Here is a 15,521-nt window from a genome sequence, read left to right as displayed (position 1 = left end):
ACAAAACCGGCCCCACGTCCGCCCCACGACGGCCACCAAAATCTGCCTTGGAGCACAACATGAAGAAGACCCTGGCCATTCTGGCTGCCTTAGTTTCGTTGAGCGTTCACGCCAATGAAAAACTCACCGTCGGTGCCACGCCGGTGCCGCACGCGGAGATCCTCGAATTCGTCAAACCGACCCTGGCCAAGGAAGGCGTGGATCTCGATATCAAGGTCTTCACCGACTTCATCCAGCCCAACCAGCAACTCGCGTTGAAGAACCTTGATGCCAACTACTACCAGTACCGGCCGTTTCTCGATGACTACAACAAAACCCGTCATACCAACCTGGTGCCGGTGGTTGGCGTGCACATCGAACCGTTCGGCGCTTATTCGACCAAAATCAAAAACATCTCTGAGCTGAAAGACGGCGCGAGCGTATCGATCCCTAACGACCCGGTAAACACCGGTCGGGCACTGGTGCTGCTGCACGAAGCCGGGCTGATCAAACTCAAGGACCCAAGCAACACCCTGGCGACGCAGCGCGACATCGTTGAAAACCCCAAGCACCTGAAAATCCGTGAACTGGAAGGGGCGCTGCTGGCGCGTTCGGTGAGTCAGGTCGACCTGGCGTTCGTCTTCGCCAACTACGCGCTGGAAGCGGGGATCGACACCAACAGTGCGTTGATCGTCGAGAAGGGCAAGAGCCTGTACATCGAATTCCTGGTCGCCCGGCCAGACAACATCAACGACCCTGGCCTGCAGAAACTGGCCAAGGCGTTGAACTCTGATGAGGTGCGGCAGTTCATTTTGACCCGTTATAAAGGGCAGATTGCGCCGGGGTTCTAAGCTTCAATCGGGCCTGAGGACGCCTTCGCGGGCAAGCCCGCTCCTACAGGATTGCGTGTCTAAACCTGTAGGAGCGAGGCTTGCCCGCGAAGGCCGCGCCACAATTTCGGATCTGTTCCCCAATCATCGACAAATGCCGGATTAAATCGACAACTGCATCAAACGCTCGCCTCGCACGTTTTCCGCAGGCCGGCGCTTGTTCACCGCCAGTTCGCCGATCTTGATCAGGCGGGTGCGGGTCACGTTGCGGCTCAGCCCCAGCAGGGCGGCGGTGTGTACCTGGTTGTAGTGGCTGAAGCGATAGGCTGCCCGCAGCAAGGTGTCTTCGACTTTCTCATGCAGCGCGCCGGCCTGTTCCTCGAAGAGCTTTTGAAATGCCCGATCGAGCAACGCTTCGACGGAGTCGTCGACCTGGCCGTGATGGTCATCCGCACGCTCGATGCGCATGTTCGACAGGCGCAGATCGTCACGTTCGATGATGCCGTTACGGCAAATCAGCAGCGTGTGGTGAATGACGTTTTCCAGTTCGCGGATATTGCCCGGCCAACTGTAGCCGCGCAGTTTCAGTTCGGCCTCCTTGCTGATGGTGATAGTGCCGTAGCCGAGGCGCTGACTGTAGGCGTCGATGAAGTGGCGGGTCAGCGGCAGGATGTCGCCGGGACGGTCGCGCAGCGGGCTGAGCTCCAGGCTGACCACGTCGAGACGGTAATAAAGGTCTTCGCGAAAATGCCCGGCGTTGATGGCTTTTTCCAGTTGCACGTTGGTCGCCGCCAGCACGCGCACGTCAATGGGAATGCTCTTGCGCGACCCCAGGCGCACCACTTCGCGCTCCTGCAACACCCGCAGCAACTTGACCTGAATCGCCATTGGCAAATCGCCGATTTCATCGAGGAACAGGGTGCCACCGTCGGCCTCTTCAAACCACCCGGCCTTGGCGCTCAGGGCGCCGGTGAAGGCACCTTTCTCATGACCGAAGAGCTCGGCCTCGACCAGGGATTCGGAGAACGCGCCGCAGTTAACTGCCACGAACGGCCGGTTGCGCCGGGCGCTGAGGTTATGAATATGTCGCGCCACCAGCTCTTTGCCGGTGCCGGTTTCGCCAATGATCAGCACACTGGCTTCGCTCGGTGCGACTTGTTGCAAGTGCGCGAGCAAGGCCTGGGATTTCGGGTCCTCGAACACCTGGGCCGTGGCGCGGATCGACGTGGCCAGAGCGGGCGAGGGCGGTAAGGTCAGCAATTGCATGGGGGCACGCTCCTTGAGGGCAGGCTATGAATAGAAAGTCGGAATCGGCAGGATCTGGTTCAACGCCCAGTCACCCAGTTCTTGAATTTTGTAATCCACCGGGTCATGCAGGGTTTGCGTGCGCAGGTTGCGCCAGTGGCGGTCCAGGCGCAGTGAGGCATGGGTCGAACGCGCCCCGGTCACCTCGAACAAACGGTTGCACAAATCCAGGCCATTGCGCGTTGCCGCGACCTTGGCCGTGGCAATGGCGGTGGCCAAGTGGCCGCGTTCTTCGGCGCTGAGATTCGGGCCTCTGGCCCACGCCTTGTCGAGCAAGTCGGCGGCCCGTTCCACCAGCAGCCGAACGCCTTCGAGGGCGACCCAGAACTCACCGTAATGGCCGAGCACATAAGGGTCCTGGCTCACAGTCTGAGCACTGGATTTATGCCACGGACGGGTTTCGGTCAGGGTGTATTGGCGCGCTTCTTCGAAGGCGCCTTCGGCGATGCCGAGGAACATGTGAGTAAACGTGAGCTGGGCGATCAGCGGGCGCAGGCAGGCGAATGGCGTGCTCAACGGGCCTGGATCAAGCAGCAGTTCCGATTCCTCGACCCGCACCCGTTCGAACGTGGCGCTGCCGCTGTCGGTCTGGCGCTGGCCCATGTTGTTCCAGTCGTTGTGCAGCGTGATGCCGCTGCGACCGCTGGGGATGGCGGCAATGAGCAACTTGCCACCGGCGCTTTCGTCCACCGCCGAGGCGATCAGCATCTGCGAATCGCTGGCGCCGGAGCAGAAGCTTTTCTTGCCGGAAAACTCACGCCAGCCACCGAGGTTTTTCACCACGGTGCGGGTGTCCAGCGGGTTGAGGGCATTGCCCCAGAACCAATTCTTGCGCGCGGTTTGTTCAAACCACGGTTGCCATTGTTCGGGCCGGGCGAACAGGCGCACGGTGGCGAGCATCAGGTGATGAAAGCCGAACACGTGGGCAATCGAACTATCGACCTTGGCGAACTCACGGACGATGTTCAAGGTGTCACTCCAGCTCGCGCCGAGGCCACCGAACTGGGTGGGAATGCTCAAGGCGAGCAGGCCGCTGTGGCGCAGGGCATCGCGCTCGGCCTTGGGCGTACCGCCGCGTTCGTCGCGCTCAACGGCGGTCAAGGCAAACTCGGCCGCCAATTGGCGGGCGGTTTGCAACGGAGAAATCAGGGCGCTTTGCGGCTTGGCAGTCACGCGGGAGTTTCCTTTATATCGATGGACTCCTGTAGGAGCTGTCGAGTGAAACGAGGCTGCGATCTTTTGACTGTGAACTTAAAAATCAAAAGATCGCAGCCTCGTTTCACTCGTCAGCTCCTACAAAGGGGCGGGGAGGTTCAGGCTTTGGCGTGAGCGGGCAACACATCATTGGCGATCATTTCGCCAAACGGCCCGGTCAGGTTGGTGACACCACGCCCGGCAAGGCTGGCATACGGCTCGGGCAGCAGCGGGAAGACCAGCTCGGCAAAGCGATACGCCTCTTCGAGGTGCGGGTAGCCGGAGAAGATGAAGCTTTCGATCCCCAAGTCCGCATACTCTTTGATCCGCGCCGCGACTTGCTGCGGATCACCCACCAATGCGGTCCCCGCGCCGCCACGGACCAGGCCAACACCGGCCCACAAGTTAGGCGCGATCTCCAGATTGTCTCGACGCCCGTCATGCAAGGCAGCCATGCGCCGCTGGCCTTCGGAGTCGAAGCGCGAAAACGATTTTTGCGCGGCAGCGATGGTCTCGTCGCTGATGTGCTCGATTAATTTGTCCGCCGCTTTCCAGGCTTCTTCGGCGGTCTCGCGAACGATCACATGCAAGCGAATCCCGAACTTCACCGTGCGCCCATTACGCGCGGCTCGTTCACGGACATCGGCAAGCTTTTGCGCCACGGCGGCCGGTGGTTCGCCCCAGGTCAGGTAAACATCGACCTGCTCGGCGGCCAGGTCATGCGCGGCATCGGACGAACCACCGAAGTACAGCGGTGGATAAGGTTTCTGCACGGGCGGATACAACGCCTTGGCGTTCTGTACCCGCAGGTGTTTGCCTTCGAAGTCCACCGATTCGCCTTGCAGCACCCGGCGCCAGATTTTCAGGAATTCGTCGGTGACTTCGTAGCGTTCGCTGTGATCGAGGAAACTGCCGTCGCCACGATTTTCATCGGGGTCGCCGCCGGTCACCACATTGATCAGCAAGCGGCCGCCAGATAGCCGGTCCAGCGTCGCGGCCATGCGCGCCGAGACGGTCGGTGAAATGATCCCCGGCCGGATTGCCACCAGATAACGCAAGCGTTCGGTCAACGGCACCAGCGCCGAAGCGATCACCCACGAGTCTTCGCAGGAACGCCCGGTGGGAATCAGTACGCCGTGGTAGCCGAGGCTGTCGGCTGCCTGGGCCACTTGTTTCAAATAATTCAAGGTCACCGGGCGCGCACCTTGAGTGGTGCCCAGGTAATGACCGTCGCCGTGGGTCGGCAGAAACCAGAAAACATCCATGAAGAGATCCTTAAGCGATTTTCAGCAGATGGGTAGGGTGCACACCGAACAACGGCGCGGCGCGTTCTGCAGCAAGACGGATGCGTGCCTTCAAGGGTTCACTGGTTATTTGGTAATTGGCGAAATCGGCTTCAGTGGCATACACGCCAATCGGCAAGGTCAACGCCTGGAAGAAACTGAACAGCGGTCGCAGTTGATGATCGAGCACCAGCGCGTGGCGTTCACTGCCACCGGTGGCGGCCAGCAGTACCGGCGTGTTGATCAGTGCATTCAAATCGATCAAGTCGAACAGATGCTTGAGCAGGCCAGGGTAGGAACCGCGATACACCGGTGCGGCAACGATCAGCAGGTCAGCGTTTTCGATCGCTTGCAGTTCGGCTTCGATGTCCGCGCTCAGTTCCTGGCGGGACAGCGCTGCGCCCAAAGGTCGGGCGATGTCACCGAGCTCGATCAGTTTGCTCTCGATCGGCAGTTGCTCGGCCAGTTGTGCCAGCAGGGCTTGAGTCAGCACCAAAGTGCGGGAGGGGCGCCAGGTGCCGCCGGAGAGGGCAACGACTTTCAATGGACGCGACATGATCAGTTCCTTTTTAAACAGTTGCTGTGGGAGCAGTGAGTCATCACTGGGCTTTACCCCTTTCAGCAAGAGCTGTACCAATCCCTGAGGGCCATGTTTTACGGGGCTTTCAGCGCGTTGATCAGTCCGCGCTGTTGATTTTCTAGGGCTGTTTGTTGAATGACTGTTGCCTGGCAAACAGTTGCCTGCGCAACAGTTCGTGAGGCGATGGAGCTGTTATAAAGGTTCTTTTATATTCCTCAAAATACCGTAAAAAGATATTTATAGATCTTTATAGAATAATAGATGTCCCCTGTAGGAGCTTCCTAAGGCTGCGATCTTTTGCTCTCGGCTAACCTCAATACCCACTATCGAGCGTGTTGATTTCTGCTGCTCGAATGCCCGGCGTAGCCTGTGTTCATTGCCCCGAACCCAGATTGCCAGGACGCCAGAAATGAAAACGCTGATCGCCACTTGCCTGCTGCTGACCCTTTCCGTTCTCGCCGGATGCGCCAGCCAAAATTCCCCTGAACTGCGGCCCTACACCGCTGAAGAAAGCAAGGAATTGGCGCTGGAGGCGTTGAACCGTCGCGGCTTGTCTTTCGACGAATACCACGCCAGGAAAGCCGAATTGCTCGGTGAGCCGCAAAAAACGTTCAGTTTCGATAAGCAAGGTGAGATGAACGTCGGGCGTGCTGTACAGCTTCATGGTCGTCCAAGCTAAGCGATAACTGTACTGCTCGAAGTTTTGTGCAACTGTCCGTGGGTTTCCCCCGCGCGGTGCGATAGGGTCAATGCCTGCCGACCCTGATGGACTGCCAGCCATGACACTCTCCCTCGACCTGCTGATGGGCTTCGCCCTGTTTGCGCTCGTCACCTCAATCACGCCCGGCCCGAACAACACCATGTTGCTGGCATCCGGGGTGAACTTCGGCTTTAACCGCACCATTCCCCATATGCTTGGCGTCACCTGCGGTTTCTTTGTCCTCGTGGTGGCGGTGGGTTTTGGCCTGGGCGCGGTGTTCAAGGCTTATCCGTTGCTCTATACCGCACTACGCTATGCCGGCGCCGCGTATCTGTTGTACCTGGCGTGGAAAATCGCCCATTCCGGGCCGGTGTCGGACGTGCAACAGGGTCAAGCCAAACCGATCAGCTATCTGGGGGCTGCCGCGTTCCAATGGGTCAACCCCAAGGCGTGGATCATGGCCATCGGGGCTATCAGCACCTACACGCCAATGCAGGGCTACTTCACCAATGTCGTGGTGATCGCTGCCGTTTTCGCCATCATCAACCTGCCCAGCGTCGGCCTTTGGGTAGGCTGCGGCACGCTGCTGCGCAACGTCCTAAAGGACCCGCGCTGGTTGCGCCTGTTTAATTGGGGCATGGCCGCGCTGTTGGTGGCTTCGCTGTATCCGATATTGCTCGAAAGCTTTAAATGACGCATGGCTTCAACCGGTCGCCCGATGCCTGTTAAGCTCGCTTTTCAGGAGCGTTCCTACGCACTTTTAATGAAGTTGTACTTCTTTAACGGCATCCGATCAGGTATTGGTAACGTTCTGAAAACCGGACGCAGCTCATAAGGCTGCGTCATGCCGTTTCAGTTACGAGCTTCCTGATCCCGGAACACGCTCTGCGAGTCTTTTTATGAATAAACGTCCGTTGTATTTCGACTACGCCGCCACCACACCGGTGGATGAGCGAGTCATCAAAGTCATGGTCGAGTGTCTGGGTTTCAGCGGCAATTTCGGCAATCCCGCGTCCAGTTCCCACGCCTTCGGCCAGCAGGCCCGGCAAACGGTTGAACAAGCGCGGCGCCAGGTCGCAGAACTGGTCGGTGCACAGGCCGAACAGATGGTCTGGACCTCCGGCGCCACTGAATCCAACAACCTGGCGCTCAAGGGTGTCGCTCAGGCTCGCGGCGTTGCCGGCGGCCACATCATCACCAGCCAGATCGAACACAAGGCGATTCTCGATACCGCAAAGCAGTTGCAGGACGCCGGTGTCGCGGTGACGTATCTGGTGCCGGACGCCGATGGCTTGATTACGCCGCAAGCCGTCAGCGAAGCCATGCGCGAGGACACCTTCTTGGTGTCGCTGATGCTGGTCAACAATGAACTGGGTACGGTCAACGACATTCCGGCCATCGGCCAAGTGGTGCGTGATCGCGGCGCGTTGTTCCATGTCGACGCGGCGCAGGGCGCGGGCAAGGTGGCAATCGACCTGGCGCAATGGCCGGTGGATCTGATGTCATTCTCGGCGCACAAACTCTACGGGCCCAAAGGCATCGGCGCGTTGTATGTCGGCCCACGCGCGCACCAGCGTTTGCTGGCGCAGATTCACGGCGGCGGTCACGAGGGCGGCCTGCGTTCCGGCACCCTGGCGACCCATCAGATTGCTGCCATGGGCGCGGCGTTCGCCTTGGCGGCAGCTTCGTTCGATGAAGAGAAAGCCGTGATCGTGCGCCTGCGTGAGCGTTTGCTCGATCAATTGCTGAGCATTCCCGGCGTGCGCTTGAATGGCAGCCCGACCCGACGCATCCCTCATACCCTGAGCCTGACCTTCAGCGAAGGCGAATTCAATTCGGCGGCGTTGCTCGTGTCGATCGCGTTTTCCGCGACCTCGGCCTGCAATTCCGCGAGTAATGCGCCATCCCATGTGTTGCTGGCCCTGGGGCATGACGCTCGCTCGGCGAGTCGCACCATTCGCTTGAGCCTGGGGCGTTTCACCACCGAGCAAGATATCGATCAAGCGGCACAACTGATTAAAGCGGCCTGCGCCAGTGCTCCGGCATTCTGGCAGTAGCGCCTTAAAAGCGCCGACACCGATCGGCACTACACAATAATGATGAGTGGTTAGCAGGAGTCATGATGAGTACGCAGTCTTCGATCAATGGATCGGTGCCCCAGCGCCTGGCGCAAACCCGTGAACTGATGAGCCGCGAGGGCATTCATGCCCTGTTGGTGCCGTCGGCCGACCCGCACCTGTCCGAATACCTGCCGGGTTACTGGCAAGGGCGCCAGTGGTTGTCCGGTTTCCATGGTTCGGTCGGCACCCTGATCGTGACCCCGGATTTTGCCGGTGTCTGGGCCGACAGCCGTTATTGGGAACAAGCGACCAAGGAACTCAAGGGCAGCGGTATCGAACTGGTCAAGCTGCAACCGGGCCAGCCGAGCCCGCTGGACTGGCTGGCGGAACAAACCCCGGAAGGCGGCGTTGTCGCGGTCGATGGCGCGGTCATGGCCGTGGCTTCCGCACGTACGCTGGGCAGCAAGCTCGAAGAGCGCGGTGCACGCCTGCGCACGGACATCGATCTGTTGAACGATGTCTGGGGCGATCGCCCGAGCCTGCCGAATGAGCCGATCTACCAACACTTGCCACCGCAGGCAACCGTCAGCCGCGGCGAAAAAATCGCCAAATTGCGCGAGACGCTGCAGGCGCGTGGTGCCGACTGGCACTTCATTGCCACCCTCGATGACATTGCCTGGCTGTTCAACCTGCGCGGCGGCGACGTCTCGTTCAACCCGGTGTTTGTTTCCTTCGCCTTGATCAGCAAAGACCAGGCGACCCTGTTCGTGGCGCTGAGCAAAGTCGATGCCGAGTTGCGTGCTGTCCTTGCACAGGACGGCGTAACGCTGCGCGATTACAGTGAAGTGTCTGACGCCCTGCGCGCTGTGCCGAATGGCGCGAGCCTGTTGGTCGATCCGGCGCGTGTAACGGCGGGGTTGCTTGAGAACCTCAACAGCGGCGTCAAGTTGATCGAGGGCTTGAACCCGACCACCCTGGCCAAATCGCAAAAAAGCCTGGCCGATGCCGAGCACATCCGTCAGGCCATGGAGCAGGACGGCGCGGCGTTGTGTGAGTTCTTCACCTGGTTGGATTCTGCTTTGGGTAGCGAGCGCATCACCGAACTGACCATCGACGAAAAACTGACCGCCGCCCGTGAGCGTCGTCCGGGTTACGTGTCTCTGAGCTTCAACACCATCGCCGCGTTCAACGCCAACGGCGCGATGCCGCATTACCATGCCACCGAGGAAGAACACGCCGTCATCGAAGGCGACGGTCTGTTGCTTATCGATTCTGGCGGCCAGTACCTCGGCGGCACCACGGACATTACCCGCATGGTGCCGGTCGGTACGCCGACTGCCGAGCAGAAACGCGATTGCACCCGGGTGCTTAAAGGCGTGATTGCCTTGTCCCGGGCGCAGTTCCCGAAAGGCATTCTGTCGCCGCTGCTGGACTCGATCGCCCGGGCGCCAATCTGGGCTGAAAGCGTCGATTACGGTCATGGCACCGGTCACGGCGTGGGTTACTTCCTTAACGTTCACGAAGGCCCGCAGGTCATCGCCTATCAAGCCGCTCCAGCACCGCAAACCGCGATGCAAGCGGGCATGATCACCTCTATCGAGCCGGGCACTTACCGTCCGGGTCGCTGGGGTGTGCGGATCGAAAACCTGGCGATGAACCGGGAAGCAGGCAATAGCGAGTTTGGCGAATTCCTGAAGTTCGAAACGCTGACCTTGTGCCCGATCGATACTCGTTGCCTGGAGTCGTCGTTGCTGACTGAAGAGGAGAAACAGTGGTTCAACGCGTACCACGCCGAAGTGCGCGAGCGCTTGAGCCCGTTGCTCGAAGGTGCAGCGCTTGAGTGGTTGAACACTCGCACGGCAGCTATTTGATCGGTTGCAGTTCAGGCGCTGATTCCAGCGCCTGGCTCATGTAATCGACAAAAGCTTTGACCCTGGCGGATTGGCGACGATTCGCCGGGGACAAGGCATGCATCGGCAGCGACTGCGCCTCGTATTCCTGCAAAATCACCTTCACTCGCCCGGCTTTCAGATCCTCGCTGAACAGCCACACTGGCGACAACGCAATCCCCAATCCCCCTAACACCAACTCGCGGATCGCTTCGGAGCTGTTGCTTTGTGCATTGCCCTTGATGCGAACTTCGTGACGTTGAGTATCTCGTTGGTAGGCCCACAGGTTCTGGCTGCTCAGCAGATTGAATAGCAGGCAGTTGTGCTCGCTCAGTTCTTCGGGTGTTTGCGGCTGGCCGTGTAGCGCCAGGTAATCCGGCGTAGCAACGGTCACCCGGTGGGTGGTGCCGACATGGCGGGCGATCAGGCCGCTGTCGTTCAACTCGCCGATCCTGAATGTCACGTCCAGGCCCTCAGTGACCAAATCCAGATTTTGATCGCTCAGTTGCAGGTCGATCTGAACCTCTGGATGGCGCTTGAGGAATTCCGGCAGTCGAGGGGCGATCTGCAAGCGCCCGAAACTGACCGAGGAACCGACTCTCAGCGGTCCCGCGATGATTTCCCGGCCGGACTGAAAGCTGTGCTCGGCGGCGTCCACGGCGGCAAGGATGTGTCGGCATTCGCTGTAGTAACGCTGGCCTTCATCGGTCAGGGATAACTTGCGAGTGCTGCGGGTGATCAGCTTTCCACCTAGCTCGGTTTCCAGTGCTTGTAGCACTTTGCTGATGGTCGGTTGGCTGGTCTGCATTTCTCGGGCGACGGCGGAAAAACTGCCGCGTTCGACTACTCGCACGAAAATCGCCATTGCGCTGAGTTTGTCCACAGGGGTTCTCATTGATTCCAAATTGGCATGGTTACTATAGCTATTTGAGGTCTTATCGGCATGAGTGGGTGGGCGGAAGATTGGTCCTACAACCTCTTCTGACGGGAATATGCGAAATGACTGACTCACTGCAAATGCGCGCTCTGATTGTTGACTCGGCCAATGCGCCGCTACGCTTGGCCTCCATTGCGCGGCCAGTGCCTGAAGCGGGGCAGGTGTTGGTTCGCATCGCGGCCAGCGGGGTAAACCCATTGGACGGAAAAATCCGTTCGGGCCAGGCTGCTCATGCCCGTCAACCACTTCCGGCGGTGTTGGGCATGGATATGGCGGGAGTCGTCAAGGCATTCGGTGAAGGCGTGAGTGGATGGGCACTGGGTGATGAGGTTTATGCCATGGCCACGGGAATCGGCGGTGCCCAGGGTTCGCTGGCTGAGTACGCCGTGGTCGATGCGCAACTGTTGGCGCGCAAGCCGGCCAACCTGAGCATGCGCGAAGCGGCGGGGTTGCCGTTGGTATTGATTACGGCTTGGGAAGGCTTGGTCGACCGGGCTCGGGTGCACGCGGGCCAGAAAGTGCTGATTCACGGTGGAGCGGGTGGCGTGGGGCATGTTGCGGTGCAAATTGCCTGCGCATTCGGCGCCGAAGTATTTGCCACTGGGTCGGCGCGGCAGCAGGCAATCATCGAAGGCCTGGGCGCGACCTTTATTGACCGTCAGACTTTGGTAGAAGCCTATGTGGCTGAGCACACAGGCGGGGAGGGCTTCGACATTGTCTATGACACAGTGGGTGGTGAAACCCTGGATGCATCGTTCAAGGCTGCGCGGGTTTATCACGGTCATGTGGTGAGTTGCCTTGGTTGGGGCGAACACAGCCTCGCGCCATTATCGTTTCGCGGGGCCACCTATTCCGGTGTGTTCACGTTGTTGCCTTTATTGACAGGAAAGGGGCGTGAGCATCATGGGGAAATTCTTCATCAGGCCGCATTGTTGATCGAAGCGGGCAAGCTGAAACCGATTGTTGATCCCCGCAGGTTTACCCTGCAAACCGCCGAAGCCGCCCATGAGCTGCTCTTGTCGGGAGCGGCGCAGGGGCGGTTGGTCATCGAAATTTAACTGAGTGCTTCGAGGACGAAGTCCAGCCGGTCCTGGCCGAAGAACAGCTGATTATTGACAAACATGCTAGGGGCACCGAAAACGCCGCGTTGAACCGCTTGCTCGGTATTGTGCTTGAGTGCGGCTTTGACTTCCTCATCGGCGGTCAGGGCCAGCACTTGGTTGGGATCGAAGCCGCTTTGGATCAGCACTGCCGCAACAGTTACCGGTTCATCAAGGCTGCGGCCATCCACCCAGAGCGCCTTGAACAGGCAATCGATGAATGCGGCGAAGCGTTCGGGATGGCGCAACTGCATGCCGGTGACCGCGCGCATGAGCATCAGGGTATTGATCGGAAAATGTGGGTTGAATTTCAGCGGTACGCCGTACCGTTTGGCGTAGCGGTCGAGGTCCTGAAACATGTAGTGACCCTTGGCCGGAACGGTCGCCGGGGAAGCGTTGCCGGTGGCTTTGAAGACGCCTCCGAGCAGGATCGGAATGTAGATCAACTGGCTGTCGGTTCGCTCACAGATCTTTGGCAACTGAGTGTACGCCAGGTAGGTGGCGGGGCTGCCCAGATCAAAATAGAACTCCACGGTTTTGCTCATGGTCGATGCGCTCTCTGCTTATTGTTGTGGGGGAGGGCTTACCAGCGTTCGCTCCAAGGGCGCAGATCCAGCTCGAAGGTCCAGGCGTCGCGAGGCTGACTGTGAAGGTACCAATAGTTCTCGGCAATGTGCTCTGGATTGAGAATGCCATCCTGGTCTTTGGTCGCGTACTTCTCGGGGAAGCTGTCGCGGATGAAATCGGTATCGATGGCGCCGTCGACGACGACATGGGCGACGTGGATATTCATCGGTCCGAGTTCACGGGCCATGCTCTGCGCCAGCGCACGAATGCCGTGCTTGGCACCGGCAAATGCCGCAAAGCCTGCGGCACCGCGCATCCCGGCGGTGGCGCCAGTAAAGAGGATCGTACCGCGTTGCCGCTTGGCCATACGCTTGGCTACTTCACGGGCATTGAGAAAACCTGAGAAACAGGCCATTTCCCAAATCTTGAAATACTTGCGGGCTGTTTCTTCGAGAATGCTGCAGGGCACGTTCGCGCCGATGTTGAAGACGAATGCCTCAATGGGGCCGATCTCGCTTTCGATCTGCTCGACCAACGCAACCACATCTTCTTCCTTGCGTGCATCGCAGGCAAAACCGTGGGCCTCGCCGCCATTGGCCTTGATGGCATCAACCAGGGGCTGGAGCTTGTCCGCACTGCGGCGGGTGACACAGGCTACCAATCCTTCCTGGGCAAAGCGTTTGGCAATGGCGCCACCTGTGGCATCCCCGGCACCGACAACCAGTACGACTTTCTTGTTATTCATGGGTAGATCCCTTTGCTAAACGATCGTTAACTGAACGAACGTTATGCTACGATCCGGTGAACGTCAACACTGAGGGAAGGCAATGCGTTACTCGGCCAATCACAAGCTGGAAACCAAAGAAAAACTGCTGCAGAGCAGCGCGGTGTCGGCCAAAAAATCTGGTTTTTCCACGGTGGGGGTCGACGGCTTGATGAAAGCGATCGGCTTGAGTGGTGGCGCCTTTTACAGCCACTTTTCATCGAAGGACGAACTGTTTGCGTCAATCGTCGAACGAGAACTGCGCCAAAGTCTGGAGCGGTTGGGGGTTGGTCAGGATCGTGACAAGCTCGAGCGCTGCTTGAAGCATTACCTGAGTATCGCCCATGTCGAAAACCCGGAAACCGGTTGCGCATTACCGGCATTGGGCGCGGAGATTGCCCGTTCGGATGTGACGGTCCGCCAGCAGGCGGAACACTGGATTTGTCAGCTTCAGGAGAGTTGGGCGCGGGTATTGGAAAGTGACAGCCTGGCGTGGGCGATTTTGTCGCAATGCATCGGGGCATTGGTAGTGGCGCGTATGCTCGCCACTCCGGAGCTTCAGCGTACGGTACTGAAGTCCAGTTACGATGAGATCGGTCGCCAGATTGCAGGTCCAAGGACCTGACAAGGCGGCATCAACCTATTTGCAGATGACGATCATGCTTCGACTGGTATAGCCGGCAGGGTTCAGGCCAAATGGATAATCCCCTGGCTCTTCCACCGCATCCCCTGATTTGGCAATGACTTTATAACCCTTGGGGGCGCAAGAGTTGGCAGCGCTGTCGTAGCACTTGTCCCACGAGGAAGACAGTCCCGAGCAGTTGATGTGCAGGCCTTTCTTGCCGTGTTTCGTTTGCGTTTTCGATGTCGCCGCGCACCCCGTAACTGCAAGTACGGCGATCAATATCAAAATTCGTTTCATTGCTGTCCTTGTAGCGTCCCCGGATCTTGCGCCCGGGTTTGGCTGTATTCGCTTTCGCATGAAGCGTTCTGATATCCCTTTCCTGAAAATGTCCATGTTTGAGACTGGGTTGCCGGCCTAAACATGGCCTAAATGCGCGGTAAATACCAGAGCCTCGTCAGATCCCGTTTCAATCCGCCGCAATGGCAGGCTTGGCGGCGCTGCCCATTGTCATGGTGGCGCCCACGGATGCCAAAATGATGCAGAGGATCGCCATCCACTGCGACAAGGAGAGGTATTCATGGAGAAACAGCAATCCCGAAAGCGCTCCGATGGCGGGTTCAATACTCATTAATGTGCCGAATGTCCTGGCTGGCATCCGCGTGAGGGCGACCATCTCCAGTGTATAGGGAAGTGCTGTGGACAGAATGGCGACGCCAATGGCAATTGGGATCAGTGAAGGCGTCAGCAGCGCGGCGCCCGCATGAACAATGCCGATGGGGGCTACGAACAGTGCGGCAATCATCACTCCGAGCGCGGCGGTCTGCACACCATTGTCAGCACCGGCCTTTTGTCCGAACAGAATATACAGCGCCCAGCAGACGCCAGCGCCTAACGCGTAACCGGCACCCAACAGATCAATGCCTGCTGTTGTTGCTCCCGTCGGTATCAATAGCAGCAGTCCGACGGCCGCCAATGCAATCCATAAAAAATCGATCGCCCGGCGTGAGGCATAAATGGCAACGGCAAGTGGCCCCGTAAACTCCAATGCCACCGCGATCCCAAGGGGAACGGTGCGCAAGGACATATAGAAGAGGAAGTTCATGCCACCCAACGCCATGCCGTAGACGATCACCGTGCGCAGGGATTTTGCGGTGAGCTTCGCCCGCCAGGGGCGCAACAGCAGAATCATGATCACGCTGGCAAAGATCAAGCGCAGGGTGGTGGTGCCCTGAGCCCCGATAATAGGGAACATGCTTTTGGCCAGCGAAGCTCCGGACTGGATCGATGCCATGGCGATTATTAGCAGGCCGACCGAGAACAGGGTCGAGGCAAGACTGCGAGGCTGATCATTCATTGAGTGGCATCGTCCGAAGTAGGAATCTTGAGTGTTGTTCTTGGTGTTGGGCAATATACTGCGCAATCATCGCTGACGCGTCTATATATAAGCAGCGATTTTGCCCATCTGATAGAAAAACCAAATCAGTGCTTGACGGCAGATTCTGGAGGCCTATAATTCGCCCCACTTCCGGCGCAGTCGAAACGGAAAACTCCTTGGTAAACAAAGAGTTACGCAGTTTTCGGCAGCAAGTTGCTTCAGGTCATCGAAGCCAAAAGGAAGTTGAAAAAGAGGTGTTGACAGCAGCGAGTAACGCTGTAGAATTCGCCTCCCGCTGACGAGAGATCTGAAGCGCAAGTGGTTGAAGTTGTTC

Annotated in this window: 16 protein-coding genes; 7 read left to right on the top strand and 9 right to left on the bottom strand. The window is 58.7% G+C overall.

Annotation, left to right across the window (positions count from 1 at the left end; genetic code table 11):
• The first annotated feature begins 59 nt into the window (after positions 1-59).
• Positions 60-830 carry a MetQ/NlpA family ABC transporter substrate-binding protein gene (locus KUF73_RS21430; RefSeq protein WP_218440028.1) on the top strand — a complete coding sequence of 257 codons (771 nt, stop codon included), beginning with the start codon at positions 60-62 and terminating at the stop codon, positions 828-830.
• A 141-nt stretch (positions 831-971) separates the two neighbouring features.
• Here KUF73_RS21430 and KUF73_RS21425 read toward each other — a convergent pair whose 3' ends face one another.
• The 4 genes from KUF73_RS21425 to msuE all read right to left on the bottom strand — a co-directional run bounded on the left by KUF73_RS21425 (position 972) and on the right by msuE (position 5,147).
• A complete protein-coding gene (locus KUF73_RS21425; RefSeq protein WP_218440027.1) occupies positions 972-2,075 on the bottom strand; it encodes a sigma-54-dependent Fis family transcriptional regulator in 1,104 nt (367 codons plus the stop codon).
• Between the two features lie 24 nt (positions 2,076-2,099).
• On the bottom strand, positions 2,100-3,287 hold the full coding sequence (locus tag KUF73_RS21420) for an acyl-CoA dehydrogenase family protein (RefSeq protein ID WP_218440026.1): 1,188 nt from the start codon (positions 3,285-3,287) through the stop codon (positions 2,100-2,102).
• A gap of 140 nt (positions 3,288-3,427) precedes the next feature.
• Complete coding sequence (ssuD, locus tag KUF73_RS21415) at positions 3,428-4,573, bottom strand: FMNH2-dependent alkanesulfonate monooxygenase (RefSeq protein ID WP_218440025.1); 1,146 nt, start codon at positions 4,571-4,573, stop codon at positions 3,428-3,430.
• Between the two features lie 10 nt (positions 4,574-4,583).
• Positions 4,584-5,147 carry an FMN reductase gene (gene msuE / locus KUF73_RS21410; RefSeq protein ID WP_218440024.1) on the bottom strand — a complete coding sequence of 188 codons (564 nt, stop codon included), beginning with the start codon at positions 5,145-5,147 and terminating at the stop codon, positions 4,584-4,586.
• Positions 5,148-5,580: 433 nt separating this feature from the next.
• On the opposite strand from msuE, the gene KUF73_RS21405 reads away from it, so the two are divergent.
• The 4 genes from KUF73_RS21405 (at position 5,581) to KUF73_RS21390 (ending at position 9,802) form a co-directional block, all read left to right on the top strand.
• Positions 5,581-5,850, top strand: a complete 270-nt coding sequence (locus KUF73_RS21405; protein WP_218440023.1) for a hypothetical protein — start codon at positions 5,581-5,583, stop codon at positions 5,848-5,850.
• Positions 5,851-5,950: 100 nt separating this feature from the next.
• Complete coding sequence (locus tag KUF73_RS21400; protein WP_218440022.1) at positions 5,951-6,565, top strand: LysE family translocator; 615 nt, start codon at positions 5,951-5,953, stop codon at positions 6,563-6,565.
• Positions 6,566-6,770: 205 nt separating this feature from the next.
• Positions 6,771-7,928 carry a cysteine desulfurase family protein gene (locus tag KUF73_RS21395; RefSeq protein ID WP_218440021.1) on the top strand — a complete coding sequence of 386 codons (1,158 nt, stop codon included), beginning with the start codon at positions 6,771-6,773 and terminating at the stop codon, positions 7,926-7,928.
• Between the two features lie 65 nt (positions 7,929-7,993).
• On the top strand, positions 7,994-9,802 hold the full coding sequence (locus KUF73_RS21390; RefSeq protein WP_218440020.1) for an aminopeptidase P family protein: 1,809 nt from the start codon (positions 7,994-7,996) through the stop codon (positions 9,800-9,802).
• On the opposite strand, the gene KUF73_RS21385 is transcribed toward KUF73_RS21390, so the two are convergent.
• A complete protein-coding gene (locus KUF73_RS21385) occupies positions 9,795-10,715 on the bottom strand; it encodes a LysR family transcriptional regulator (protein WP_218440019.1) in 921 nt (306 codons plus the stop codon). The genes KUF73_RS21390 and KUF73_RS21385 overlap by 8 nt on opposite strands.
• Before the next feature lie 104 nt (positions 10,716-10,819).
• Between KUF73_RS21385 and KUF73_RS21380 the strand changes: the two genes are divergently transcribed.
• The gene (locus KUF73_RS21380; protein WP_218440018.1) at positions 10,820-11,815 is read left to right on the top strand and encodes a zinc-dependent alcohol dehydrogenase family protein; all 996 of its coding nucleotides are present in this window, start codon (positions 10,820-10,822) and stop codon (positions 11,813-11,815) included.
• Here KUF73_RS21380 and KUF73_RS21375 read toward each other — a convergent pair.
• Positions 11,812-12,402, bottom strand: a complete 591-nt coding sequence (locus KUF73_RS21375; RefSeq protein ID WP_218440017.1) for a 2-hydroxychromene-2-carboxylate isomerase — start codon at positions 12,400-12,402, stop codon at positions 11,812-11,814. The genes KUF73_RS21380 and KUF73_RS21375 overlap by 4 nt on opposite strands.
• Positions 12,403-12,440: 38 nt before the next feature.
• The gene (locus KUF73_RS21370) at positions 12,441-13,169 is read right to left on the bottom strand and encodes an SDR family oxidoreductase (protein ID WP_218440016.1); all 729 of its coding nucleotides are present in this window, start codon (positions 13,167-13,169) and stop codon (positions 12,441-12,443) included.
• 82 nt (positions 13,170-13,251) lie between these two features.
• Between KUF73_RS21370 and KUF73_RS21365 the strand changes: the two genes are divergently transcribed.
• The gene (locus KUF73_RS21365; RefSeq protein WP_218440015.1) at positions 13,252-13,812 is read left to right on the top strand and encodes a TetR/AcrR family transcriptional regulator; all 561 of its coding nucleotides are present in this window, start codon (positions 13,252-13,254) and stop codon (positions 13,810-13,812) included.
• Between the two features lie 15 nt (positions 13,813-13,827).
• On the opposite strand, the gene KUF73_RS21360 is transcribed toward KUF73_RS21365, so the two are convergent.
• Complete coding sequence (locus KUF73_RS21360; RefSeq protein ID WP_218440014.1) at positions 13,828-14,109, bottom strand: hypothetical protein; 282 nt, start codon at positions 14,107-14,109, stop codon at positions 13,828-13,830.
• Positions 14,110-14,278: 169 nt separating this feature from the next.
• Entirely contained in the window at positions 14,279-15,166 is an 888-nt protein-coding gene (rhtA, locus tag KUF73_RS21355; RefSeq protein ID WP_218440013.1) for a threonine/homoserine exporter RhtA, read from the bottom strand.
• Positions 15,167-15,521 lie beyond the last annotated feature (355 nt).

The sequence above is a fragment of the Pseudomonas sp. PD9R genome (genome assembly GCF_019200975.1).
Classification (GTDB): domain Bacteria; phylum Pseudomonadota; class Gammaproteobacteria; order Pseudomonadales; family Pseudomonadaceae; genus Aquipseudomonas.
Note: the sequence above shows the minus strand (reverse complement) of the source record. Positions and strands in the feature narration are given on the sequence as shown.